This window comes from Pelosinus propionicus DSM 13327, from assembly GCF_900114615.1.
Lineage (GTDB): Bacteria > Bacillota > Negativicutes > DSM-13327 > DSM-13327 > Pelosinus > Pelosinus propionicus.
Window position 1 is genome coordinate 45,107 of the sequence record NZ_FOTS01000028.1, and the last position, 25,085, is coordinate 70,191.

General features: G+C 38.9%; 21 protein-coding genes, 1 tRNA gene, 1 rRNA gene and 1 other RNA gene. 22 read left to right on the forward strand and 2 right to left on the reverse strand.

The genetic code is table 11. The features are described from left to right. Positions 1 to 316: 316 nt before the first annotated feature. The 3 genes from celB (at position 317) to BMZ99_RS15290 (ending at position 2,343) form a co-directional block, all read left to right on the forward strand. Entirely contained in the window at positions 317 to 1,606 is a 1,290-nt protein-coding gene (gene celB / locus BMZ99_RS15280) for a PTS cellobiose transporter subunit IIC (RefSeq protein ID WP_090939001.1), read from the forward strand. 110 nt (positions 1,607 to 1,716) lie between these two features. Continuing rightward, on the forward strand, positions 1,717 to 2,019 hold the full coding sequence (locus BMZ99_RS15285) for a PTS sugar transporter subunit IIB (RefSeq protein ID WP_090939004.1): 303 nt from the start codon (positions 1,717 to 1,719) through the stop codon (positions 2,017 to 2,019). Positions 2,020 to 2,043: 24 nt separating this feature from the next. Beyond that, entirely contained in the window at positions 2,044 to 2,343 is a 300-nt protein-coding gene (locus BMZ99_RS15290) for a PTS lactose/cellobiose transporter subunit IIA (protein WP_090939007.1), read from the forward strand. Between the two features lie 162 nt (positions 2,344 to 2,505). On the opposite strand, the gene BMZ99_RS15300 is transcribed toward BMZ99_RS15290, so the two are convergent. Then, complete coding sequence (locus tag BMZ99_RS15300; protein WP_090939010.1) at positions 2,506 to 3,837, reverse strand: 6-phospho-beta-glucosidase; 1,332 nt, start codon at positions 3,835 to 3,837, stop codon at positions 2,506 to 2,508. A gap of 112 nt (positions 3,838 to 3,949) precedes the next feature. Between BMZ99_RS15300 and BMZ99_RS15305 the strand changes: the two genes are divergently transcribed. From BMZ99_RS15305 to BMZ99_RS15355, 11 genes are all read left to right on the forward strand, one after another. Beyond that, positions 3,950 to 5,299, forward strand: coding sequence for an aminotransferase-like domain-containing protein (locus BMZ99_RS15305; RefSeq protein ID WP_090939014.1), 1,350 nt, complete (start codon positions 3,950 to 3,952; stop codon positions 5,297 to 5,299). 192 nt (positions 5,300 to 5,491) lie between these two features. After that, complete coding sequence (locus BMZ99_RS15310) at positions 5,492 to 8,302, forward strand: sigma-54-dependent transcriptional regulator (protein ID WP_090939017.1); 2,811 nt, start codon at positions 5,492 to 5,494, stop codon at positions 8,300 to 8,302. Positions 8,303 to 8,392: 90 nt separating this feature from the next. Next, the gene (locus tag BMZ99_RS15315; protein WP_245754996.1) at positions 8,393 to 9,733 is read left to right on the forward strand and encodes a PTS sugar transporter subunit IIC; all 1,341 of its coding nucleotides are present in this window, start codon (positions 8,393 to 8,395) and stop codon (positions 9,731 to 9,733) included. A gap of 25 nt (positions 9,734 to 9,758) precedes the next feature. Next, positions 9,759 to 10,067 (forward strand): PTS sugar transporter subunit IIB, encoded by a 309-nt coding sequence (locus tag BMZ99_RS15320; RefSeq protein ID WP_090939020.1) that lies wholly within the window; start codon positions 9,759 to 9,761, stop codon positions 10,065 to 10,067. Positions 10,068 to 10,088: 21 nt separating this feature from the next. Continuing rightward, on the forward strand, positions 10,089 to 10,424 hold the full coding sequence (locus tag BMZ99_RS15325; RefSeq protein WP_090939023.1) for a PTS lactose/cellobiose transporter subunit IIA: 336 nt from the start codon (positions 10,089 to 10,091) through the stop codon (positions 10,422 to 10,424). Positions 10,425 to 10,752: 328 nt separating this feature from the next. Then, positions 10,753 to 12,171: an aldehyde dehydrogenase family protein gene (locus tag BMZ99_RS15330; RefSeq protein WP_090939026.1), complete on the forward strand. Its 1,419-nt coding sequence runs from the start codon at positions 10,753 to 10,755 to the stop codon at positions 12,169 to 12,171. A gap of 37 nt (positions 12,172 to 12,208) precedes the next feature. Then, positions 12,209 to 13,447 carry a PucR family transcriptional regulator gene (locus BMZ99_RS15335; protein ID WP_090939029.1) on the forward strand — a complete coding sequence of 413 codons (1,239 nt, stop codon included), beginning with the start codon at positions 12,209 to 12,211 and terminating at the stop codon, positions 13,445 to 13,447. A 243-nt stretch (positions 13,448 to 13,690) separates the two neighbouring features. Continuing rightward, positions 13,691 to 15,010 carry a 4-aminobutyrate--2-oxoglutarate transaminase gene (gene gabT, locus BMZ99_RS15340; RefSeq protein WP_090939032.1) on the forward strand — a complete coding sequence of 440 codons (1,320 nt, stop codon included), beginning with the start codon at positions 13,691 to 13,693 and terminating at the stop codon, positions 15,008 to 15,010. A gap of 92 nt (positions 15,011 to 15,102) precedes the next feature. Next, entirely contained in the window at positions 15,103 to 16,512 is a 1,410-nt protein-coding gene (locus BMZ99_RS15345; RefSeq protein ID WP_090939035.1) for an amino acid permease, read from the forward strand. Between the two features lie 502 nt (positions 16,513 to 17,014). Further along, positions 17,015 to 17,893, forward strand: coding sequence for a 4-hydroxy-tetrahydrodipicolinate synthase (dapA, locus tag BMZ99_RS15350; RefSeq protein ID WP_090939038.1), 879 nt, complete (start codon positions 17,015 to 17,017; stop codon positions 17,891 to 17,893). Between the two features lie 155 nt (positions 17,894 to 18,048). Further along, positions 18,049 to 19,218 carry an HD-GYP domain-containing protein gene (locus tag BMZ99_RS15355; protein ID WP_245754997.1) on the forward strand — a complete coding sequence of 390 codons (1,170 nt, stop codon included), beginning with the start codon at positions 18,049 to 18,051 and terminating at the stop codon, positions 19,216 to 19,218. Positions 19,219 to 19,388: 170 nt separating this feature from the next. On the opposite strand, the gene BMZ99_RS15360 is transcribed toward BMZ99_RS15355, so the two are convergent. Beyond that, a complete protein-coding gene (locus BMZ99_RS15360; protein WP_090939044.1) occupies positions 19,389 to 20,243 on the reverse strand; it encodes a MurR/RpiR family transcriptional regulator in 855 nt (284 codons plus the stop codon). Positions 20,244 to 20,525: 282 nt separating this feature from the next. Here BMZ99_RS15360 and BMZ99_RS15365 point away from each other — a divergent pair. The 8 genes from BMZ99_RS15365 to BMZ99_RS15400 form a co-directional block, all read left to right on the forward strand. After that, positions 20,526 to 20,615, forward strand: a tRNA-Ser gene (locus tag BMZ99_RS15365). Positions 20,616 to 20,649: 34 nt separating this feature from the next. Next, positions 20,650 to 20,858: signal recognition particle sRNA large type (ffs, locus tag BMZ99_RS15370), an RNA gene on the forward strand. Between the two features lie 174 nt (positions 20,859 to 21,032). After that, on the forward strand, positions 21,033 to 22,754 hold the full coding sequence (gene dnaX / locus BMZ99_RS15375; RefSeq protein ID WP_090939047.1) for a DNA polymerase III subunit gamma/tau: 1,722 nt from the start codon (positions 21,033 to 21,035) through the stop codon (positions 22,752 to 22,754). A gap of 16 nt (positions 22,755 to 22,770) precedes the next feature. Then, positions 22,771 to 23,097 carry a YbaB/EbfC family nucleoid-associated protein gene (locus tag BMZ99_RS15380; RefSeq protein ID WP_007935593.1) on the forward strand — a complete coding sequence of 109 codons (327 nt, stop codon included), beginning with the start codon at positions 22,771 to 22,773 and terminating at the stop codon, positions 23,095 to 23,097. Positions 23,098 to 23,100: 3 nt separating this feature from the next. Then, positions 23,101 to 23,697, forward strand: coding sequence for a recombination mediator RecR (gene recR, locus BMZ99_RS15385; protein ID WP_090939050.1), 597 nt, complete (start codon positions 23,101 to 23,103; stop codon positions 23,695 to 23,697). 53 nt (positions 23,698 to 23,750) lie between these two features. Beyond that, complete coding sequence (locus BMZ99_RS15390) at positions 23,751 to 24,044, forward strand: DUF2508 family protein (RefSeq protein WP_090939053.1); 294 nt, start codon at positions 23,751 to 23,753, stop codon at positions 24,042 to 24,044. 248 nt (positions 24,045 to 24,292) lie between these two features. Beyond that, positions 24,293 to 24,571 (forward strand): pro-sigmaK processing inhibitor BofA family protein, encoded by a 279-nt coding sequence (locus tag BMZ99_RS15395; RefSeq protein ID WP_090939056.1) that lies wholly within the window; start codon positions 24,293 to 24,295, stop codon positions 24,569 to 24,571. 339 nt (positions 24,572 to 24,910) lie between these two features. Then, positions 24,911 to 25,085: ribosomal RNA gene (locus BMZ99_RS15400) — 16S ribosomal RNA — on the forward strand; the annotation flags it as partial.

Below are 25,085 nucleotides of genomic sequence, written 5' to 3' on the forward strand. Positions count from 1 at the left end.
TATTTCTTTAAGGACGAGTCAAAAAGTTTCTTTAGGCAGTTACAGACTTCACCAATGAAAAATAATACACGTTACTTGAAAAATAACTTAATGCCTGTAAATGCAATACAGATGGTCCTAGACATAAATACACATCGTAAGTAAGGTGATAGGATTGTACCATGGCGCTAAGTGAATAAGGGATGGATAAGCTATCAAGGCCTTACTTTCTTCATATAGAATCATGCAATGGCCCCTTTTTTATAGACTTATTGCGTATTGGCATGTATCTTGCAAAACATAATACCGAGTAAGATAAAAAAAGGAGTGTTGCTTTATGGAGAAATTTATCAAATGGCTTGAAGAGTACTATGCACCTGTTGCAACTCGCATTGGTGAGCAACGGCACTTAAGAGCAATCAGAGACGGTATCGTATCCTTAATACCATTGCTCTTAATGGGATCGTTATTTTTAATTATCGCCTTTCCTCCCATCCCTGCACTGGCGAAAATGGTTGAACCTTACGTAGCAAGTTTATGTTCCGTTAATAATGCTACCATGGGACTTATGGGATTAATGGCATCATTTTCTATTGCGTATTCATTGGCTAATTCATATAAAATGGATCCATTAGGAAACGGATTAATCAGTGTTGCTACCTTTATGCTAGCTACGCCATTTACCAAAGATGGTAATATCACAGCTGGATGGATGGGAAGCAAGGGCTTGTTTGTAGCCATGATTATCGCTATTTTCGCAGTAGAAGTACAACGTTTTATGATTCGAAAAAATTTGGTTATCAGAATGCCAGAGGGCGTGCCGCCAGCAGTTGCTCGTTCCTTTATGTCATTGATTCCTGGTTTTATTACGGTCACAGTTGTTTGGTTTATTAACAGTATATTATCTCTTAGTGCAACCAATGTACAAGATGTTATCTACAAAATATTGGCAGCACCGCTTCTGAGTCTCGGTGGCAGTTTGCCAGCCTTCTTACTTGCCATATTTTTTGCGCAATTATTGTGGTGTATCGGTATTCATGGAGCAGCTTTAGTAACTGGCGTTATGAGTCCAGTCTATTTAACATTCGCTCAGCAAAATGCTGCAGCGAAGGCCGCAGGATTGCCTGTACCCAACATTGTTTGCCAGCAATTATGGGACGTATATGGAAATATTGGCGGTTCAGGTGCCACCTTTGCTTTGGTGCTCATGCTCATCTTTGCGGCAAGGTCGACACAATTAAAAGCTCTTGGCAAATCAGGGATAGGACCTGCATTCTTTGCCATAAATGAACCTATTCTTTTTGGTATGCCGATTGTCATGAATCCTGTATTAATGATTCCTTTTATCTTTGCTCCTCTTGTCTCGATAACGATTGCTTATTTTGCAATGGATGCCGGCCTGGTAGATAAATTGTTTGCCATGGCGCCATGGACAACACCTCCGATCATTAATGCTTTCTTAGATTCAGGCGATATGAGGTCAGTAATATTACAATTATTCTGCTTTGGTGTTACTGGTGTTATTTATTATCCATTCTTTAAGATGTGGGATGATGCTAAATTCAAAGAAGAATCGGGTGCAAAACAAAATAAAAAAAGTGACCCTAATATCATTATTGGAGCCTAAATAAAGTGTCGCGATGCTATGTTCGGGAATGTTTTATAGATAAAACGCTCATAGCATCGTGACAACATATTTAATCGGAGTTTTATATTAAGAGAGAGAGGTATATTTTTATGAAAATACTATTAGTGTGTGCATCAGGGATGTCTACGAGTCTATTGGTCACTAAAATGCAAAAGGCAAGTAGCGATAATGGGAGTAATGATGAAATTTTTGCTTGTTCTGTAGATCAGCTGGATGAATTCATTGATACTTGTGAAGTGGTTTTAATCGGTCCTCAAATCAGATATAAGGCAAAGTCCATTGGCGAAATTGCTGCTGGGAAGAATAAAGGCTTTGCGATCATTGATTCTGTGAGTTATGGTATGGTAGATGGCAAAAAAGTTCTTGAACAAGCATATGCATTAAAACAATAGTAATTTTTACTAAAGGAGATAAACATGGAGAAGGAACAAGTCGCTTTTACAATTATATTGCATGCGGGGGATGCACGGAGTCATGCATTAGAAGCATTGAAATATGCTCGGGAAAAGAATTTTGCTGCAGCAAATGAAAGTATTGCCGAGGCAAAGAAACAGTTAATAGCAGCCCATCAAATTCAGACAGAGTTGTTGCAGTCTGAAGCTCGAGGCGAAAAACAAGAAATAAATCTTTTGTTAATTCATGCTCAAGATCATTTAATGACGGCCATTTTAGCAAAAGACTTAATTGAAGAGATGATCTTAATGTTTAAAGAGTAGCATATAAATGAAGAGTTTTTCATATAAACAGCTCTTTTATAGATACTGCTAAGCAGCAGCGGGATTATGAAATTAAAATTATACACTTGATGTATGATCTTCCATATAAAATAACGTCAGATCCATGGAGAGATCTGACGTTATTTTATATGAGTAACGGACTTATCCTTTTGAGGCAAAATAATCAGAGAATTGGGGTAGGTCTTTTTGATGCGCTGCTAGCATCTCATCTAATAAGACTTTTGCCATTGTGTCTGAAGAGACGAGAGGATTGATTGTCATTGCCAGCAGTGCTTTTTTATAGTCACCTGTAACGGCAGCATCGATTACGACTCTTTCAAAAGATTTGATTTGCTGTACGAGTCCGTTTATTTCAATCGGGAGTTCACCCATAGTAAGCGGGCGGGGGCCATTCTTGGTAATTACACAGCTTACTTCAACAACAGAATCAGGAGAAATGACAGCAAGAGCACCATTGTTCAATGTATCCACCGGCTGGATATCACCTTTGTCGTTGTAGATTGAGCTGATTAGCCGACAGGCAGCATCGCTGTAATATGCTCCGCCACGCTGCTCTAACTGGGATGGCTTAGAGTCTAATTCGGGATCCTTGTATAATTGAAAAAGCTCATCTTCCAGCTTTTTAACAATTTCGGCTCTCGTCTCCCCTTTCGAGAATTCTTCTAATTCTTTCTCTAGTAGTTCTTGCCGTTTGAAATAATACCGATGATAAGGGCAGGGGATGATCGATAGACCCGTTACAAATTCTGGAACCCAATCAATGTTCATAACGTTTTTTACCGTGCTTCCCATCTTGCCATCAGCAATTTTGTCGATGACAGATTTTGTAATGTCGTTGCCATCCAGATAGGCAGACAAACCAAATACCATATGATTCAAACCAGCAAAATCAATCCGGATTCTACTGCTGTCAACAGAAAAGAGTTTCGCCACCGCCATTTCCATTCCAATAGGCACATTGCATAAGCCGATAATTTTTTTTGTTTTGCCATAGCGGAGTACTCCTTCTGTTACGATTCCTGAAGGATTTGTAAAATTAATGAGCCAAGCATCAGGACACAGTTCTGCCATGTCATGGTCAATTTCCAGCATGACAGGAATGGTCCGCAGTGCCTTGAACATTCCGCCAGCTCCATTGGTTTCTTGTCCGATATAACCATGACGCAGCGGAATTCTTTCATCTTTTATTCTGGCATCTAACGACCCTACTCGAAACTGGGTTGTGACGAAGTCTGCATTTGGCAGAGCTTCTCTTCTATTTAAAGTTGTGTAGATGGTAATCGGTACCCCAGCTTTTTTTACCATTCTCTTGGCAAGATTACCGATAATCTCTAATTTTTCCTTGCCTGTTTCAATATCCACCAGCCATAGTTCGCGAACTGGCAACTCTTCATATCGTCTAATAAAGCCTTCAATAATTTCTGGTGTATAGCTGGAACCACCGCCGATAGTCACAATTTTTAATCCGCTCATCAAGATTCCCCCTACCGATTGAATATATTTCCTATAAATAATCATATCCCCATACCAGAGGTGCTGCAATCAGCATTGTACGCAACTGTACTAGTACAGTTTGGAGGTTATAATGAAGGATATTTATCAAATTATCATAGAAGATCTAGAAGAAAATATAAGGTTGGGACGTTATAAGGGAAGAAAAAAAATGCCTTCGATTAGGGCTTTATCACAAGTTTATCATTGTAGTCAGAGTACAGTGGTGAAAGCCTATGAGATAGTAAAGAGCAGGCATTTGGTTTACTCTGTGCCGCAAAGCGGCTACTATATTGTGGAGAATCTACCCAGAATGGAGAAAAACGACACGTTTGTCATTGATTTTTCAACAGGAAATCCTATTATTGGTGAAATGCAGATACCTGATCTTAAGCATTGCCTTGATCGAGCAGTTGATAGCAGCAATCAATACTCCATTCACCGTCATTTGCATGGTACGGATTCTCTCCGTAATATGATTCCAAAATATCTTGCTGATTTTCAAGTTTTTACTAGGGCAAAGAACATCTACATCAACTTAGGAGTACAGCAAGCATTAAGCATACTGACTCAGATGCCTTTTCCGAATCGGAAGAATGTGATTTTAATTGAGCAGCCGACCTATGGATTTTGTATTCGATTTTTAGAACATTGGGGAGCTGATGTAAAATGGATTAAAAGATCAAAACAGGGTATTGATTTAGATGAGCTTGAAACTCTATTTAAAACAGAGAAAATAAAGTTTTTTTATACCGTACCTCGCAATCATAATCCATTAGGAACCGCATACAGTATCAACCAGCGAAAAACGATTGCAGCATTGGCTAATAAGTATAATGTATACATTGTTGAAGATGACTACTGCAGCGATATTTCCTTAGATCATAAATACGATCCGATTTATGCTTACGGTGATCATTTTCACCATATTTATTTAAAAAGTTTTTCTAAGATTATTCCTTGGTTTCGCATTGGGATTGCAGTACTTCCTACGCATTTAATTTCGATTTTTGAACGCTATGCAATGTATTCTTATTACCATTCTTATTTTTCAGCATCCCTAGTTTCTCAGGCGACGCTGGAGATCTACATACGTAATAAATTATTAGAAAAATATGTGACTGCCATCAAAAAAGAGTTAACTCAGCGCTTAGGATGTTTAGCAAGTAATCTGAAGAAAATGAAGGAATATGACGTGCAATATAGCGGCGGCGAGAGTGGTTTTTATGCTTATTTAAAATTACCTCAGTATATTAACGAAAGGAGTTTTATTGCTGATTTACAGAAACATCACGTTCTTGTAACTTCAGGGAATTTATACTATTTGGAGAACTCCTACGGGGAAAAAGGGGTACGCTTAAGCATTTCCCGCACAAATACTCATGAGATTCAACAAGGGTTTGAAATTATTTATAAAAGACTCGCACAATATGTAAAATCATGATGTACTTAAGTAGGAAGGTATACTATTGGGTTGCAGGATTTCTGACAGAAACCACGAAGTAAAATGGGAATATTTAGATAAATCTTAATATCGTCCAGATCGTGCTGCCCTCACTCGTAGAATGTAGCCCTTAGCTAATCAAATGCATTCAACATAATATAAATTTCAATTAGTGAAAGGCTGGAGGTAGGAATGAAACGAATTGAAAGTGTATTAATGGTTGTAAAAACATTATGTGAAGAACAATATCGCATAGATGGAATGGTATCGGGGGTTTCTACTGACCAAGTAGCTATGGAGCTTAGTATTTTAAGACCAAACGCTTCTGGTGACTTAAACGCATTGGTAAAAGCAGGAAAGTTAGAGAAAATGGAAGGTAAACCAGTGCTATATAAAACTCTAGATTGTGAAGTCAGTGAAGAGGATGCAGCAGATAAATCTGTACTAGATGCTATTATTGGTGCAGATAAAAGTCTTAAGAATGCGGTTAAGCAAGCAAAAGCGGCTGTGAGATATCCGCCATTAGGACTGCATACCTTATTATTAGGTGAAACTGGTGTTGGTAAGTCTATGTTTGCCGAGACTATTTTTCGTTATGCCCAGGATATAGGCCGATTAGAAGATAGTGCTCCCTTCGTTGCGTTTAATTGTGCTGATTATGCTCATAATCCCCAACTATTATTGGCTCAGTTATTTGGAGCAAAGAAGGGAAGCTATACAGGGGCAGAACGGGATCGGGTAGGTTTAGTAGAAAAAGCAAATGGTGGTATTTTATTTTTGGACGAGGTTCATCGATTGTCGCCAGAGGGGCAGGAAATGTTGTTTTATCTGATTGATAAAGGACTATTTCGCAGCATGGGAGAGGTTGAGGAATATAGAAAAGTAGAAGTACTCATTATTTGTGCTACTACAGAAAATGTCGATTCTACTTTGCTCAGAACCTTTACTCGGAGGATTCCCATGATTATTAAACTTCCAGTCATCAGGGAACGAACGATCGGAGAGCGGTGGGAATTAATTAAAACCTTTTTTAAACAAGAGGTCCAATGCATTCAGGTTCCCATTCGGGTATCGCCAAATGCATTAAAAGCCTTTCTCCTATATGATTGTCCTAATAACATCGGACAATTAAAAAGTGATATAAAACTTAGCTGTGCCAGAGCTTTTTTAGATTATGTAGGAAATAAGGATGAAAATTTGAAGGTCAGCAGTGAGGAGCTGCCGGAATATATTCTTAAAGGGTTTGTAAAATACAAGGAGCATCGCGATGATCTTGATATTCTTGGTTTAACAGAAGATATTATTTTTCAAGTCACGAATGGAAAGCAAATTAATGTCAAATACAAAGATACTGTAAGTATTTATGAAGTCTTAGAGCAAAAAATTCAAAACCTTCGAATGAAGGGAATGAGCGAAAAAAATATTCAGTTGATTATGGGGTTGGATATTGATACTTATATTAAGCAGTATATGGCTAAGTTCCGCAAAGATAATTTAGAAGCATTATATAAGATTGTTGATAAAAAAGTAGTAGATATAACCCAGAAATTTTTGCGATATGCGAGTAATAAAATAGGTAAGAAATTTAATGATAAAATTTTATTTGGCATGTCGATACATATCTCCAGTACCCTGGAAAGAATCCGGGAAGGAAAGGAAATTTCTAATCCTAATCTTGCAGAAATCCAAAAATCCTATAGTAAAGAGTTTGCGGCTGCCATGCACTTTAGCATTTTATTAAAGAACAGCTTTGATATACAAATACCTCTTGACGAAATTGGCTTTATCACGATGTTTATTGTATTAGATGAATATGTGGGCAAAGAATATCCTGGCAGGGTTGGTGTGATTGTTGCCATGCATGGTGCTAGCACCGCAACTTCTATGGTAGAAGTTGCCAACCGACTGCTAGGGGAAAGTCATGCGGTAGGATACGATATGCCCTTAGAAAAAAAGACAGAAACTGCTTTGGCGGAAATTACCCAGTTGGTGGAGGACAATAATGAAGGACAAGGTGTCATCATGCTGGTTGATATGGGATCGTTAGTAATGTTTGGTCATATGATTTATGAAAACACTGCCATTCCCATAAAAACCATTGAGATGGCAAGTACGCCAATGGTGCTGGAAGCAGCCCGGAAGTCTTTAATGCGCGTTCCTTTAGATGACATCTATTATGCCGTGACCAATCTTAGTCCCTATATTGGGCGTATATACGGGAATACTTCGGATTTTAATAATTATTTTAAAGATAATGTAATTGTTGTAGCTTGTATTACGGGGAAAGGTACTGCTATTAAATTAAAAGAAATTATTGAAGGCTTACTATTGGGAAAAGACAGAAAAATCGATATTATTCCCCTGGAAATTGTAAGTATGAATGATTTTACAGCAAAAATAAAAAAAATAAAGAGAGAGAAAAATTTAATAGCAGTCGTAAGCAGCATTAAACCCCAAGACAGTACAGTGCAGTATCTTTCTCCCAAACAATTACTGGAAGGTAAGCTAGATATTGTGTTATCAGAAACATTTCCTAATGTGATATTAGAGGTTCCTTGTGCTAGCTGCTCTGATGAAAGCAAAATCTGTAATTCTGTTGATGTGGAATCGGCTATGGAAAACGCTGCTGATAACTTAGCAGCACCCTTTACATTAGATCGATTAGCCTTTATGAAGAATGTTATAAATGAACATACCAGTCTTGATGGCGAAGAATTTATGGAAGTCTTTGCATTGTTTTATTCAGAATTGGCAAAAAACAAATTTATTATAAGTGAAGATGCCAGTATTGGTTTGATTTTACATCTTGCCTGTACAATTGAAAAATTATTATCAGGGGAAGTGATTAAAGTATCTAATCACTGTAATCGAGCAGAGCAGCATAACTTTGGGGAGAGTCATGCTATTGTCGGGAATGCTTTGCGCTCAATTGAAGAAAGGCTGCATGTTACATTGCCTGAAAGTGAATATTATAACATCGTTGATCTTATGCACTATATGTAAACATTGATGAACAAAACAAAATGTTGTGGTTGGGTCTAATGGATAGCAAGATACATAAGGCTGATCAGAAATAAAAAGGAGTGTTATTTGTTGGAAAGAGTTATTCAATTTCTCGAAAGACATCTCCTTCCAATTGTAGGAGTCATTGCGGAACAGCGACATTTGCAAGCCTTACGAGATGGAATTATATCCACGGTTCCCCTGTTATTGATTGGATCAACTTTTTTAATTTGTGCATTTCCCCCCATACCGTATCTTGCCGGATTAGTAGAGCCTTACATTAGTGCTTTACTGGCTGTTGTGAATGCTACTTTTGGCATTATGGGGTTAGTAGCCTCTTTTGCAATCGCCTATGCCTTGGCAAATTCGTATGCTATTGATGCACTATCTTCTGGATTGCTGAGTGTTTCAGCATTTCTTCTTGCTTCGCCATTCACGAAGGAAGGACATATTGATTCGGCATTAATGGGAAGTAAAGGTTTATTTGTTGCCATGATTATCGGACTTTTAGTTGTAGAAGTGCAGCGTTTCATGATTAAGAAGAATATCATTATTAAAATGCCCGAAGGTGTCCCTCTCTCGGTAGGGCGTTCTTTTGCAGTATTGCTGCCAGGTATTGTGATTCTAGTTAGTATTTTTATGATCAATATCCTGTTAGCCGAGATGGGGGGAGGATCGATCCCGGAAGTGATTAATCGAGTGGTTACAGCCCCTCTTTTACATCTTGGAGGTACATTGCCTGCTGTATTAATCGCGGTGTTTGCCATTCAACTGTTATGGTGCTTTGGCATTCATGGACAAGCTTTGGTAGGAACAGGGGTTATGGCTCCGATCTGGTTAGCCTTTACACAGCAAAATGCGGTGGCAAAAATGGCCGGAGAAGTCATTCCCAATATTATTTGCCAGCAATTTATTGATGTTTTCATCTTAATTGGTGGTTCTGGTACCACTCTTGCATTAGCAGTATTATTATTTACGACAGTAAAATCCAATCAACTGAAAGCATTGGGGAGAACGTCTCTACTACCAGGCATTTTCAACATTAATGAACCGATTATTTTTGGCATGCCAATTGTAATGAATCCAATTATGATTATTCCTTTTATTGTTGCTCCATTACTATGTATCATAACAACCTATTTATTTATGACCTTAGGATTTGTTCATAAGCCGTATGCCCTAGCGCCTTGGACGACACCTGCCTTTATCAGTGGTTTTTTAGTTACTGGGGACTGGAAAGGAACGGCATTGCAAGTGCTGAATTTTATGATTTCTGGTATCATTTATTATCCATTCTTAAAAATATGGGATGAAGATAAGGTAAAAGAAGAATTAGAGCAAATCAGAACGGAGCAAATGAATATTCCGCTTTCTCAGGGAGTAGAACCGCTTTTAAAGGCAAAGTTATCTCATAGCAATAGAGATACGTAAACTAAGCAATATTAAGGAGGACGAGATGAATATCTTACTGGTTTGTTCGTCTGGCATGTCGACGGGTCTCTTAGTAGATAAGATGCTTATGGAGGGAGAAAAGCGCAACATTCAAGATCTAAAGATTTTTGCTTGTTCCGTTGATGAAATAGAAAAATATATCAGCAACTACGATGTAGTACTGGTTGCGCCGCAAATTCGTTATAAAGAGAAATATATTTATACGTTAGCAATGTCAAGGAATAAAGGGTATGCCATTATTGAAGGAGTACATTACGGGCTGGTAGATGGGAATAAAATCTTGGATCAAGCCTTTGGACTGATGAGGAAGTAATGGGATTTTGAGAGGTGTAATGTGGACAAAGAGCAAATTGTATTTACAATCATTCTACATGCAGGCAATGCACGCAGTTATTGCTTTGAGGCTCTAGCGTTAGCTCGAGAGGGAAAACATTCTGAAGCTTCAGCTCGACTTGGTAAGGCTGCTCAAGAACTAAAAAAAGCACATAGTATGCAATTTGATTTATTACAAGCCGAAGCAAATGGAGAAAAACAAGAAATGAGCTTATTATTAATTCATGCTCAGGATCACTTGATGAATGCATCTTTAGCAAAAGATTTAATTAAAGAGTTAATTAGCATGCTGCAAGATAAACAACTTCATTCTATCGGGCTGTATAATATGGAGTAAGAGCCTCAATAGTGAATTTTTATAGATAATTGAATTTAACATGTGTGATAAGTGCCTAACTATAACCGCTATTATTATGAGTATCTCACAATGGTTTTCTGTTGACTGACCTGTAAGAGTCTGTTATTCTAAGAAAAACAATAAGATTCCTGCAAGGAATTGGTAGTCAATGGAGACTGAAACATCATGTACTAGGAAGGCATGATGTTCAGTCTCTTTTGTACGATTAAAGGATATCGTATTTTACCTGTAGCGAGGAATTAGGGGGGGCGCCACTTCTGCCGCCGGGTAAGACTCCAATTTTCTAATGTGGATAAGGAGGACTAAAGTGAAAGAGTATGGCTTATTTATTAATGGAGAATGGAAAGTAACAGGTGAAAAAATTGGTGTCGTAAATAAAGCAACAGGTAATGAGGTCGCCTTGATATCCGTAGCTGGTGAGGCAGAGGTAAAACGCGCGGTGGATGCTGCTGAAAAGGCATTTAAAACAATACCGATAGAGCCGTATCGGCGTTATGAAATATTGATGAATGCTAGCCGAATTCTCATGGAGAAGCAGAAAGAAATGGCAAATTTTCTTGTACAAGAAGTGGGAAAGCCTATAAAAGAAGCAATGGCTGAAGTAGCGCGGGCAGAGCAGACACTTATTCTTTCTGCAGAAGAAGCAAAAAGGATGACTGGTGAAATGGTGCCTTTGGAGGGAGCGCCGGGCTGCGGAGACCGCTGGGCTTTTACAATGCGTATTCCTGTAGGAGTTGTTTGTGCAATTACACCTTTTAATTTTCCTCTTAATTTGGCTTGTCATAAAATAGGTCCGGCTCTTGCCGCTGGAAATTCTGTGGTCTATAAACCAGCTACCGTGACTCCTTTATCGGCAGTGCTGCTATGCGAAATTTTTGCAGAAGCAGGGTTGCCTGATGGCTATCTCAATCTGTTGACAGGGGCGGGTTCTAAACTTGGTAAATTGTTGACCGAAGAACAGCGAATTGGTTTTTATAGTTTTACTGGCAGTCCTGCTGTAGGGAAGACTTTGTTGCAAAATGCAGGGTTTCGCCGTGTTGCTCTTGAATTAGGCTCAAACTCGGCAAATATTGTTCATCACGATGCAGATATTAAAATGACGGCAGGATTGTGTGTCAAACATGCCTTTGCGAATGCAGGACAAGTTTGCATATCCTGCCAGAGAGTATATGTTCATCGCAGCGTCTATGAGGAATTTTGTGATGAGACAGCAAAATGTGCTCAAAAACTAGTCTTAGGCGACCCCTTTGATCCTGCCACAGATATTGGTCCCATGATCAGTGAGGCTGAGGCTATCAGAGCGGAAGAATGGGTAAATGAGGCGATCTCTCAAGGAGCCAGAGTACTGGCAGGCGGCAAGCGTCGTGGAACTTGGTTTGAGCCTACGATTTTGATCGACGTACAGCACGATATGAATATTATGAGCATGGAAGCCTTCGCACCTGTGTTTTCCATTGTACCCTATGATGAAATTGAAGAAGCTATTGCGTTGGTTAATGCTTCTATATACGGATTGCAAGCAGGGGTATTTACTAATTCCTTGGAGATTGCAAGGCTGTGTGCTATGAAAATTGAAACAGGTGGAGTTATTTTCAATGATGGTGCGACCTTTAGAACTGATAATATGCCTTATGGCGGCATTAAGGAAAGTGGTATCGGTCGTGAAGGCCCGCAGTATGCAGTCAAAGAAATGACAGAGGAGAAATTAATTGTTTTCAAATTTTAATAATTAAAGGTTTCAACTTGATTGGAGGGTGCCAGTTATGATCAGTTGTCGGGAAATAATGAATTTACCTTCCCTGACTAAGCTTGCTATTGTGGCTGGAAAGCCAGGTTTAGACCGATTGGTGCGTTGGGTACATTTTATTGATTTGCCTGATGTAATTCCCTGGGTGCAGGGAGGAGAACTTCTGATTATCACTGGCATCGGTTTGAATGGTGATGAAAATAAGCTTAAAGAGATCGTGCAAGGAATTATAAAGAAAAAACTGGCGGGGTTAATTATTAACATTGGCCCTTATATTAAGTCTGTTCCTGCCGAAGTTATTGCTTTAGCAGATCAAGCAGACTTTCCCATTTTTGAACTTCCCTGGGAGGTAAAACTCATCGAGGTAACGCGGGAAATTTGCAGTCATATTGTCATGAAGCAAACGGAGCAGCGATCCATAAAAGATTTTTTAGAACAGTTGCTGCTTTGTCCCTTGGAGAATCCTGAGGTATTAATTCAGCGGGCGGCTTATTATGGCTATGACTTGGCAAAACCTCATCAAGTAGCGATTTTAAGCCCAGACTGTTTGACTGCGTTTTTGCAGACACAAAAGGCAAAGGATGAAAAAGCCCTAGTGGCTCTTAAAGTGCGTCTTGAACAAATTGTTCAAGAGGTTTTGATGACACAAGGCAGAAAAATCCTGCAAATGCTATGGGCAGATGATATTGTTCTTTTAGTGCCCTATGAAAATGAAAGTATAGGAGGACATCAGAATATTACAATTTTAACTGAAATATTGGAGAAAATTTCAGCTAAAATACCAGGCTTAGGAGTTACTGTTGGTCTAGGTGGCAGATTTGAAAGCTTACAGGCTGCTAGACAAGGTTACCTCCAGGCTATGAAGGTTCTGCGCTTTGCGAAGTTGAAGAAAGCTTCTCGCTCTATTTATGCCTATGAGCAGCTGGGGATCTATAAATTGCTGTTTGAGATTGAGCCAGAAAAATTGGCAATGTACCATCAGGATGTAATTGAACCTCTTAATCTATATGATAATAAGCATCATATGGATATGGTCTCTAGCTTGTTTGTATATTTTGAAGAAAACTGTAATGCAGTGAAAACGGCCAAACGGCTGTATGTGCACCGCAATACTCTTGATTATCGTTTGAAAAAAATTGAGGAGATTACCGGAAGAAGTTTAGATAATCCCTATGATCGTCTGACGTTGCAGCTAGGCGTTATTGTTGGAAGGCTGCTAACGAGTGAAATTTTTCCTAATACGCTACGAGAATAAAAAAAGAACTAAGGTTTAGGCAGTGTTTTACCTGATCCTTAGTTCTTTTTTTATTTTCGTAACGTGAACATATCACAAAGGAGCATTTGATATTCTGTGATCTCTTCACATAGACGCGGATTGTGTCTGATGTTACTATTTATACATAACTTAAATGTGAGTGATGTATTTAGCAATGGCGCTGAATGTATATCTGATGAGATATATTCAGTGCCTTAATTTTTAATGCTAGGGGGCTTTACAATGAGTATTGCAGAAACCAAAACAGAAAAATTGATTCAAAGAAAAAACAATGCCGTTGCAAGAGGAATCGCGAATTCTACAGGTATTTTTGTAGAGAAAGCCAGCGGAGCAGTGATTACCGACGTTGAGGGTAGAGAATTTCTTGATTTTTACGCAGGTGTAGGGGTTCTAAATATTGGACATTGCCCTGAACCTGTCGTCAAGGCCATACAAAAACAAGCAGATCAATTACTCCATTCTTTCTTTGCTATTGGCATGTATGAACCTTATGTTGAGTTGGCAGAAAAAATGAATTCTTTAATGCCAGGTGGGTCTATGAAAAAGACAATGTTTGCCAACAGTGGTGCGGAAGCCGTAGAAAATGCAGTAAAAATTGCTCGCCATGCTACGAAACGAACAGGAATTATTTCTTTTGAAGGCGCATTCCATGGGCGTACCTTTATGACCATGAGTCTTACTAGCAAGGTGAAGCCTTATAAATATGGTTTTGGACCTTTTGCTCCAGAAACTTACAAGGTACCTTCTGCTTACTGCTATCGCTGTCATTATCGTTCCAACTATCCAGGCTGTGGCATGCACTGTCTAGAAAATTTTGAGCGATTTTTTACGGCGGAAATTGATGCAGAGCATATTGCCGCTATGATTATTGAGCCGGTGCAGGGCGAAGGTGGCTTTATTGTACCGCCGCCAGAATTCTTGCCAGGTCTTAAATCGATTTGTGAAAGTAAAGGAATCTTGTTTATTGCTGATGAGGTACAAACAGGATTTGGCCGCACTGGAAAAATGTTTGCCATTGAAAATTGGGGTGTGGAACCTGATATCATGACAACTGCAAAATCAATTGCTGCCGGTATGCCTCTTAGTGCTATTACCGGAAAGGCTGAATACATGGATGTACCTGATGCTGGAAATATTGGAGGGACCTATGGTGGGAATCCATTAGCTTGTGCAGCTGGTTTAGAAACCATAAAGTTTATTGAAGATAATAAACTCTGTAGTCGAGCTGCACAAATAGGCAGCGTAACAATGAAAAGACTGAAAGCATTGCAGGAAAGGTGTACTGTTGTTGGTGATGTGAGAGGCGTCGGTGCTATGATTGGGATTGAGCTGGTAAAAGATCGACAAACGAAAGAACCAGCCAAGGAAATTACGAGTAAGGTTGCGAAATATTGCCTAGAACAAGGGGTAATGTTAATCAGCGCCGGAATTTTTAGTAACGTAATTCGTTTATTGATCCCTCTGGTGGTTACGGATGAACAACTGGATCGTGGACTTACTGTTTTAGAACAAAGTATCTTAAGGGCCGCTAAAGAAGGCTAGTATAACAGCATATTTGCAAGCAAAGGCGCTTGTCAACAACCGGTAAGGTTGTTGATGAGCGCCCTTTTATATAAAAAAGGAGGCGAACCGATATGAAAGAACAGTCCTTATATTTAGAGAAAGAAAACTTGAAAAAGGATCTTAAAAATAGGCACATCCAATTGATTGCCATTGGCGGTGTTATTGGTGTTGCGCTATTTATGGGTTCTGCTCAAGCAAGTAAGATGGCAGGTCCAGCTCTCACGTTAGCCTATGCTCTTGGGGGGATCGTCATGTATTTTGTACTGCGTGCCCTTGGTGAGGTTGCAGTAGAACATCCTGTTGCTTCATCATTTGCTGGTTACGCACGAGCTTTTTGCGGACCGTTAGTATCTTTTATTACTGGGTGGACCTACTGGTATCAATGGGTTGTGTTAGCCATGTGTGAAATTTCGGCAGTCGGCATGTATATGAAATATTGGGCACCGGATATACAGCAGTGGATTCCGGCACTGATTTGCTTGGCTGTAATTCTTGCCATTAACCTAGTTTCTGTTAAATATTATGGTGAGTTTGAATTCTGGTTTGCCCTGATTAAAGTTGTAACGATTATTGCAATGCTGTTTGTTGGCTTCGCAATGATACTTTTTGGATTTGGCAATGATGGTGTGGCAATTGGTTTTTCCAACTTGTGGACTCATGGTGGCTTTATGCCTTTTGGCTGGACTGGTGTATCCATGGCTTTAGTTATGGTTGTATTTGCTTATTCAGGAGTGGAGCTTATCGGTATCACCGCAGGTGAAGCCGCTGATCCGGAAGCCTCTCTTAAATCCGCTATTGATAAGGTATTCTGGCGGGTACTAGTGTTCTATGTTGGTTCAATGGTAGCCATATTATCCATATTTCCCTATGACACGCTGCCCAAAGGCGTGAGTCCTTTTGTTATGATATTTGAGAAAGCAGGTATTCCCTATGCTGCATCCATTATAAACGTTGTTATTATATCTTCAGCAGCTTCCTGCTTAAATAGTGGTATGTATGTTTGCGGACGTATGTTATATGGTTTGGCCTTAAGGAATGAAGCTCCCGCATTTTTAGGTAAGCTTTCTGCTAATCAAGTTCCTGCCAATGGCATCTTAGTCTCCAGTGGCGTTTGTCTAATTGGTGTCTACTTGAACTATGCATCTCCTGACAGTGTATTTTATTATATGTCGGCGATCACAACAACGGGTTGTATGTGGACGTGGTCTTTGATCATGTACATTCAGTTTAAATGGCGCAAAAGTCTAAGCGACGAGGCAATTGCCAATCTGAAATATCCGATGCCGTGCTATCCATATGCCAATTATGCAGTAGGAGCGTTTATGCTTGCAGTAACGTTGGGTATGGGGTATGATCATGATAATTTAGTTGGTTTATATGTTGCTCCTATCTGGTATGGTGGTCTTTTTCTTCTATATAAATTATTCAAAATAGGTGAGGCTCAGCAGAAGGCTGATTTGAGTATTCAAACAGAGTGGTAAATTGACAATCTAAGATTACATGAGAAGTTCACTTAAACTGGCATAAATCCTGAGGAAATTCTGATTCGGAATTTCCTCAGGATTTATTTATCGGCTTATAAGCAGAGCTGCTGCTTTTATGGAATCATTAAAATTAAAGTGAGCTATTATGGTATTCTGGCAAACATATGCACTAGCACTCCTAACGTGACTAAACCGATTGCTGCCAAGCCATATAAAATAACTAGCATAATATACCTCCTCAAAGCAACTGGAAATAATAGAATATTCTATGCGATTATTGTCAAATTGATACACTGAAAAAATCTTCTTGGCATTCGTGACATAATCATAAAGTATTATATTTATATAAACTTTCGAAGAGTGAGAAGAAGTCGTCGTGAATTGTTTAAATTTTATGGTTAGAAAGAGACTCTTTAATTCCTTTTTACCTAGTAATCGGCTATAATTATACTATTAATGATTTTCATATATTAAATATGAGTAAAAGGCGGCTAACTTTATGAAAAAACCATTATTTATCGGATCAGCAGTAGCGATTGTAACTCCCTTTACTGAACATGGTGTTAACTATCAAGCTTTAAAAGAGCTGATTGAGTTCCAGGTTAAAGGTGGATCAGATGCGATTGTAATCTGTGGAACTACAGGAGAGGCTTCTACTATGCCGGATGATGAGCACATTGCTGTTATCAAATTTGCGGTAGAAGCAACAAATAAGCGTGTTCCTGTAATCGCTGGAACAGGCAGCAATGATACTCGTCATGCTATCGACTTATCGAAGGCAGCGGAAGAGGTTGGAGCTGATGGAATCTTATCAGTCACTCCATATTACAATAAAGCTACGCAAAAAGGGCTGTATGAGCATTTTAAAGTCATTGCCAATAACGTAAAGATCCCCATGATTCTGTATAATGTACCTAGTAGAACCAATTTGAATATTAATCCTGAAACGGTAAAAGCATTATCGCAAATTGATAATATTATTGCCATAAAGGAATGTAACCTTGGTCAAGTGGGAGATGTAGTAAATTTATGCGGAGACGAATTTGCAGTGTATTCTGGTGATGACAATACTGTTTTACCTATGTTGTCATTAGGTGGCAAAGGCGTCATATCTGTTATGGCCAATATTATTCCTCAGGATACCCACAATATGGTCGAGCGTTTTCTTCAAGGTGACAGCAAGGGCGCGATTAAACTGCAGCTTCAAACATTAAATCTCATAAAAGCATTATTCAGCGAAGTCAACCCAATTCCTATTAAAGCTGCTGTAAATTTGCTGGGATTTAAGGCTGGTCCATGTCGGATGCCGTTAACGGAAATCAGCGAGAGCAATCTTGAACTTCTTCGCACTGAAATGAAAGCTTATGGAGTGATATGATCGATTGATTTTTGTTGTATAGCTATAAAATTGTCGAATAGAAAATGTACCTGAGCAATAGAGCTAGTGTCTCGATGGTTCAGGTACATTTTTTACATATTTACTGCTTGAGATGTTTTAAGTATTTGGCTTTTTCTTCCGATATAATTAATAGAATGAGCAAGCAACGTGTTTATCGTAGGAGGAGGATTCTTATACAAAGCGTAACGATAGATGATATTCAGCCAGGCATGTATTTATCCAAACCACTCATGTCAGCTGATGGTACAGTTTTACTCCATGAGGGCATCGTCATGAAGGAACGATACATTGAGTATCTTCGCAATAAAGGTTTTACTTCTCTTTTTGTTGGAGAACCACAAATTCAAGAGATCATCGCACTTGAAGAAGATTTTTATGGTCCTGAATATAAAAAAGAAGCTCTTGGTGCAGCACGAGAAGCAATTCATCACTTTAAGGTAGGCAAAGGTGTTAACCTCAATAAAGTAAAAAGTCTTGTTAGTGATTGGATTAATCAGCTTGGGGAGAAACCCGAGAACATGATGAACCTGCTCGATATACGCCGGAAAAAGGGGTATATGTTTTCTCATGCCGTCAATACTTGCATTTTGTCCATTATGACAGGTATTGCTATGGGATATAATGCTAAGCAATTAGATGAATTGGGACTTGCTGCGATACTGCATGATGTGGGTAAAATTAAATTTTCAAAGAACGTAGCACGGCAGTTTCCTGGATATTTGACAAGACGCGAAAAAGAAGAGTACAAGCGTCACCCGTTTTATTCTTTGGAAATTCTGCGAAGAAATAATACAGTATCGGTGAACGTTCTGAACGCTTGTTTTCAGCATCACGAACGTTGGAACGGTAGTGGTTACCCCATGGGCCTTAAAGGAGATTCCATTTCTGAATATGCTCAGATTATTAGTATTGCTGATGTTTATGAGCGTTTAATTGTGGGAATGCCACATCGCCTGCCGACACCAGTCTATTATGCTGCTGCGATTTTAAGTAAAGCTGCGGGTGAATATTTCAACCCGGTTATTGTTGACAAATTTAATCAGAATGTTGCCATCTATCCGATTGGAAAAACAGTTCGGCTGAATAATAAGCAAAGTGGTGTAATTCTTGGTGTTGATCTAAAGAACAAAACTACTCCAGTTGTCCGTATTACTTCAAGTCAAGATGGGCAGGATATCGATCGAATTGTTGAACTCGATCTAATAAAAACGCCTGAACTTTTTATTGTGGATTTTGAAGAAGTACCTCCAAGTTATTCTCAGATCCATGCTGATCAGGCATATATCTCTCACGTTAAAGAATAGCAGGAACGTCTTTTCGTGCAGAATTTTTTACCGTATGAATTATGATAAATTATGTTATGATTGTGTTTGAAAAAAAGAAGCTTCAATCTGCCTTATGAAAGGACAGATCGAAGCTTTTTTCAATGCATGTCAATGATCTTACTTCACCCATGGTATTATGAAACATATGGCTATAGTTTGCGTTTTGCAATTGACTTGCGAACCTTATTCATATTTTCGATGATTGTATCTTGTTGACGGAGAAGAGATCCAATGTATAAAACATCGACAATAGCCAGATGAATTAAGCGCGATGCCATTGCTTCTGATCGGTAATTGATTTCTCGGCTCATTCCATGAAGTGAAATATCAGCCAATTGACTGAGAGGTGATCGTATATAACTTGTAATTGCAATAGTGGTGGCATGATTGCTTTTCGCCATCGCAACAGCATCTAATATATCTCGATTGGCACCGGTATGAGATACTGCAATAACTAAATCATCAGGTTGGAGTAAAGTAGCTGATGTGATTTGTAGATGTGGATCAGAATAAGCTCTTACAGAAATACCAAAGCGCATAAAACGGTGTTCAATATCGGAAGCAATTACTGCTGATCCGCCTGAACCGTAGACATCAATCCGACGTGTCGATGTGATTGCTTGGATGGCTTTTTCAATCGCTTCCTCATCAATGATCTTAAAGGTATCTTGTAAACCTTCGTTTATGCCTAAAAAAATCTTGTTAGTCATACTTCTGATGGAATCTGTAGGGTGAACTTCCTTATAGACAGATTCCAAGGGAGTATATAAATCCCCGGCAAGGGCAATTTTTAGTTCTTGATAGCCGGAAAAGCCTAACTTTTTACATAGACGAAAAACAGTTGCTTCAGCATTTTTCGCAGCTTCCGCTAACTCTGTAATCGTCATGTGTATGACTTCAGAAGGATTCTCCAGAATATATGTTGCAGTTTTTTGTTCGGTTTTGGTTAAATCATTAAAACCACTGCGTATGCGAGGTAAGCATGAATTCAAGGTACTTTCCATATATATGGCCTCCAACCTTTTCAAGAAGGGATAGTTTAAATGTATATAATAAGCTTCTGGTTTTAGAACGACTAAATTTGACGAAGTCTTTTTAGAAGCTATCATCAATTAAGTTTTCTTTATGTATCCATATTGTATCAGACACCCTAAAGCCATGCAAGGTTGGCTATTTACAAAACATTGGAATTATAATCCTCACATATTTCTGTTGACAATAGTATTAAGAAATGATATTATATTTCTTGCAGTCAAGTAAAACAAATTTGACTGGGTAAACACCTTGGAGAGATGTCCGAGCGGTTGAAGGAGCACGCCTGGAAAGCGTGTGTACGGGAAACTGTACCGAGGGTTCGAATCCCTCTCTCTCCGCCATTAAACTTTAATAGAGATGTCAGTAGGTACTGATCGTTGTTGGCGTAAAATTTAATATTTTAGCCATTTATTTATTTTAGAGTGGGGTCACAACAAAAGTTGGGTCTTACGCAATGGAAACTCATGAACCCCGTCAGGTTCGGAAGAAAGCAGCGGTAAGTGATAATTTTTATGTGCCGTGAGATTGCCTGACTTTTGTTGTGGCCCGACGCTAAAATGGTAAATGCGACTTAAAAAGCAACCAGAAATCTGGTTGCTTTTTAGTGTATTTATATGAGAGAAATAAATTAGAATGTTAGCTATTCTTGATTTTGCAGCTATATAAAAGCAAGACAAAATATAGTTTGCTAGGCAAAGAAAAAGGGAAAGCTACATTAGTGTAGAATACCATTAATGTTGTTAGGAGGTGTTGGGTAGATGGCTTATGTTGCGTTGTATCGCCAGTGGCGTCCTCAGGATTTTGACAACCTAGTAGGGCAAAGCCATATTAGCGTTACTTTGAGGAATGCAATTATATCAAAAAAAATTGCCCATGCTTATTTGTTTTCTGGACCTAGAGGTACAGGGAAAACAAGTACTGCCAAAATTCTGGCTAAATCTTTAAATTGCATACATGGCCCGACACCTGAGCCTTGTAATGTATGTTTAAATTGCCAGTCGATTAATACTGGAACATCTATGGATGTATTTGAAATTGATGCTGCTTCAAATCGGGGAATTGACGAAATTCGTGAGCTTAGAGAGACTGTTAAGTTTGCGCCTGTAGATGGTCGGTATAAGGTATATATCATTGATGAAGTACATATGTTAACAACTGAGGCGTTTAATGCGCTGTTGAAGACATTAGAAGAACCACCAGCTCATGTAGTGTTTATTTTAGCCACCACGGAAGCGCATAAAATCCCAGCGACCATTCATTCAAGGTGTCAACGTTATGATTTTAGACGTATTGATGCTGAAGCAATAGAAAGTCGCTTGGCGGCAGTTGTTCAGCACGAAGGGTTAAATGTAGCGCCAGATGCAATAAAGTTGATTGCTTCCCATGCAGATGGAGGACTTAGAGATGCTCTAAGTATTCTTGACCAATGTACTACCATGGAAAATGGAATAATCACTGCCGAAAAGGTTCGACAATTATTAGGTCTTATTGGTCATGAGTGGGTATGGCGTGTTACTGAAGCAATTGCTGAACGTGATTTTAGAGCGGTATTAATGGCATTAGGAGAATTGATTGCATTAGGTAAAGAAGTACGCCAGATACTGCTAGAGGTAGCTTTGTATATGAGGAGTATCATGTTATTTAAAGCTGCTCCTGATATTGACAGCATTGAATTATATGGGGATGACCGAAATGTGTTAGCTAAGCATGGAGGACAGTTTAAGCATGATGAATTAATTGATATCATTAAGATATTGAATGAGGGTGCTAATGATGCAAAATGGGCACCGGAGCCTCGAATTACGGCGGAAATGACGCTGTTGTCAATTTGCCGTCGTTCTGTACAAACAGATATGATGAACTTGCTGGAACGAATAGCAATATTAGAAGCGAAAGTAGGCGGGCAGTCTTTTCCGCGAATGGAGCCTCAAATTGTAAAGCAAGTAGAAACTGTGCGTCCTCCTACCCCGGTAAAACAAGTTGCGGTTCAACCCGTGGTGAGTCCAAAGCTGGTAGAAAAAATTGAAATAAAGCAGGAAATAGCACATGAGCACCATCAAACAGAACCCGTTGTGAGCAGCAGCTTGCCATCAAGCGATGTGAAAGAGATTTGGGATAATGTCCTTAAAGAATTGGTTGCAAGTGGTAAGCGCTCCGTACATGCTTGCGTTTCTCAAGGAAAATTAATAAGTTTGGATGATAAACAAGCGATTGTGCAGTTTGCAGCTGCGTTTCCTAAGGAACGTACTGAAAAAGAAGATTATCGAATTATGATAGAAAAAGTATTAACCCAATTTTGTGGAAAAACGGTGCAACTTTGTTGTATACTGGGAAGTGCGAAGGTAACTCCAAAATCGTCTGTTGCACCGCCTAAGGAAAAGCCGGTTGCGACTGTGCCATCGCTGGAAGAAGAGGTTCATCCAGCTTTGCGCCAGGCGATACATATGTTTGGTGGTAAGGTCACAAAAAAAGAAGAATAACAAGGGGGATTAAGATATGTTTGGAAATATGGGAAATATGGCTGGTATGATGAAGAAAATGCAAAAGCTGCAGGGTGAAATGAGTAAAATGCAAGAAGAGCTTAAAACGCGCACCTTGGAAGCTACCGCTGGTGGCGGTGCAATAAAGGTAGTTATTACTGGCGAAAAGCAAATTCAATCTTTGAAAATTGATCCAAGCGTAGTAGATGCGGAAGACATGGAGATGCTGGAAGACTTGGTAACAGCAGCCGTTAATGAAGCTATTAAAAAAGTTGATGATATGATGGCTCAAGAAATGGGGAAACTCACTGGTGGTATGAATCTGCCTTCTGGTTTATTTTAGACGATGCAATATATAGCGCCATTGGCGAAATTGATAGAGCAGTTTCGCGCATTGCCGGGAATTGGTTCTAAATCTGCTGCACGTTTAGCGTATCATGTTTTAGAGATGGATAAATCTCGAGCAGAAAGTTTAGCACAGGCGATTATTGAGGCCAAAGAGAAAATTGGTTATTGTGATATCTGTTTTAACTTAACAGATTGCAATCCCTGTTCTATTTGTAAGGATACAGGGCGGGACGTCAGCATCGTGTGTGTGATGGAAGAACCGAGGGATGTAGCAGCTGTGGAACGTACACGAGAATATCGCGGCAGGTATCATGTCTTGCATGGACAGTTATCTCCGTTAGAAGGCGTTGGTCCTAATGATATTAGAATAAAGGAATTGTTAACGCGTATTGGAGAGGGTGAGATCCAAGAGGTGATTATGGCAACTAATCCGGATGTGGAAGGTGAAGCAACTGCGATGTATATTGCTAAGCTGCTAAAGCCAATCGGGATAAAAGTAACTCGAATTGCTCATGGATTGCCGATTGGCGGAGATTTGGAGTATGCTGATGAAGTGACGTTGTCCAAAGCTATGGAAAATCGCCGAGAAATGTAATGTTTAAATACTCCTTCTTTTGGTAAAAATAACCTTAAGATAGGAGGGGGATTATGAATATAATAGAAACATTGCAGAAAATACAAGATTATATTTATGGCAGCGAACATTTGGATCCAAAGCCCTTGCCTTCTTTATCCGTTGTAGTGGAAGAAGCCAGGCAAGAATGGTTAAATGCCCAGCATTATTATAATAGTGTTTCCGATCAAGATTTAGTTGACCATGCAGTTTATTTAATGCAGGCAGCTGAAAAAAAATATGTATATTTGTTAAAGAAAGCTCGTCAAGAAGGTATTGTGCGCTCTCCTTATACTTTTGCCGGAAATGAAAATGACAAAAAACAATAAAATTTCATTCTTAATAAAAAGGACCAGAGTCTTTACTCTGGTCCTTCCTTGTGAAATGAAAGTAAAGCCTTACGAAAGAAATCTTCTTTATCATACTTGGACCATAATAACAATATATTGTATTAAAAATGTATATCTTTAGAAGATAAGGGAAGAAGGAAAGATAGAAGAGAATAGGATTATGAGTTATAATGAATTAGTAATAAAAAACAAAGATGTGCGATGAAAAAATAGAAAGAAGGTGCGCTATGTTTGGTGGATTTGGAGAATTTAATGTAATTCTGGCATATGTGTTTGGTATTATTCTATTGTATGTTATAGGGCGAATGTTCTTAATGCCTATTAAACTAATTTTTCGCTTGATTTATAATGGATTAATTGGTGGTGCCATGTTATGGGCATTGAATTTTGTAGGACTACATATAGGATTTACAATTGCAATTAATCCAATTACGGCATTAGTAGCTGGGTTCCTAGGACTTCCGGGAGTAATATTACTTATTTTGTTCAAGTTGTTTGTCGCCTAGCTGTAGGGAAACAGCAAGGTTTATTAGTTTTCCTATTATAACTAAATGGAGCATAAAGGCTTTACTGTTAGATGGCAAATGACGATTGTAATGTATTTAATAAAAAAGTATAAAAACATATATTAAAAGTGTTGACATCTGCTAATTGTTTGTGATATTATAAGTGAGTCGCCACAAACGGCGAATGTGTTCCTTGAAAACTAAACAATGTAAGTAAGGTTAAAATAAGCCAGATGTGCGGTACTCGTTTTGGAGTACAAAACAGTTGGTTCATGCAAATGAGCTGACACAAACAATTTGTTTTTTTAAAGAGCCATCAAGGTTCTTCATAAATAAACTTTTATGGAGAGTTTGATCCTGGCTCAGGACGAACGCTGGCGGCGTGCCTAACACATGCAAGTCGAACGGAGATTTTAGCAATAAAATCTTAGTGGCGAACGGGTGAGTAACGCGTAGACAACCTGCCTTCTAGCTGGGGACAACACCGCGAAAGTGGTGCTAATACCGAATGTTG

Coding starts and splice junctions, on each gene's coding strand:
- celB (WP_090939001.1), top strand. CDS start 317: ATGGAGAAATTTATCAAATGGCTTGAAGAGTACTATGCACCTGTTGCA.
- BMZ99_RS15285 (WP_090939004.1), top strand. CDS start 1,717: ATGAAAATACTATTAGTGTGTGCATCAGGGATGTCTACGAGTCTATTG.
- BMZ99_RS15290 (WP_090939007.1), top strand. CDS start 2,044: ATGGAGAAGGAACAAGTCGCTTTTACAATTATATTGCATGCGGGGGAT.
- BMZ99_RS15300 (WP_090939010.1), bottom strand. CDS start 3,837: ATGAGCGGATTAAAAATTGTGACTATCGGCGGTGGTTCCAGCTATACA.
- BMZ99_RS15305 (WP_090939014.1), top strand. CDS start 3,950: ATGAAGGATATTTATCAAATTATCATAGAAGATCTAGAAGAAAATATA.
- BMZ99_RS15310 (WP_090939017.1), top strand. CDS start 5,492: ATGAAACGAATTGAAAGTGTATTAATGGTTGTAAAAACATTATGTGAA.
- BMZ99_RS15320 (WP_090939020.1), top strand. CDS start 9,759: ATGAATATCTTACTGGTTTGTTCGTCTGGCATGTCGACGGGTCTCTTA.
- BMZ99_RS15335 (WP_090939029.1), top strand. CDS start 12,209: ATGATCAGTTGTCGGGAAATAATGAATTTACCTTCCCTGACTAAGCTT.
- gabT (WP_090939032.1), top strand. CDS start 13,691: ATGAGTATTGCAGAAACCAAAACAGAAAAATTGATTCAAAGAAAAAAC.
- BMZ99_RS15345 (WP_090939035.1), top strand. CDS start 15,103: ATGAAAGAACAGTCCTTATATTTAGAGAAAGAAAACTTGAAAAAGGAT.
- dapA (WP_090939038.1), top strand. CDS start 17,015: ATGAAAAAACCATTATTTATCGGATCAGCAGTAGCGATTGTAACTCCC.
- BMZ99_RS15355 (WP_245754997.1), top strand. CDS start 18,049: ATGAGCAAGCAACGTGTTTATCGTAGGAGGAGGATTCTTATACAAAGC.
- BMZ99_RS15360 (WP_090939044.1), bottom strand. CDS start 20,243: ATGGAAAGTACCTTGAATTCATGCTTACCTCGCATACGCAGTGGTTTT.
- dnaX (WP_090939047.1), top strand. CDS start 21,033: ATGGCTTATGTTGCGTTGTATCGCCAGTGGCGTCCTCAGGATTTTGAC.
- BMZ99_RS15380 (WP_007935593.1), top strand. CDS start 22,771: ATGTTTGGAAATATGGGAAATATGGCTGGTATGATGAAGAAAATGCAA.
- recR (WP_090939050.1), top strand. CDS start 23,101: ATGCAATATATAGCGCCATTGGCGAAATTGATAGAGCAGTTTCGCGCA.
- BMZ99_RS15390 (WP_090939053.1), top strand. CDS start 23,751: ATGAATATAATAGAAACATTGCAGAAAATACAAGATTATATTTATGGC.
- BMZ99_RS15395 (WP_090939056.1), top strand. CDS start 24,293: ATGTTTGGTGGATTTGGAGAATTTAATGTAATTCTGGCATATGTGTTT.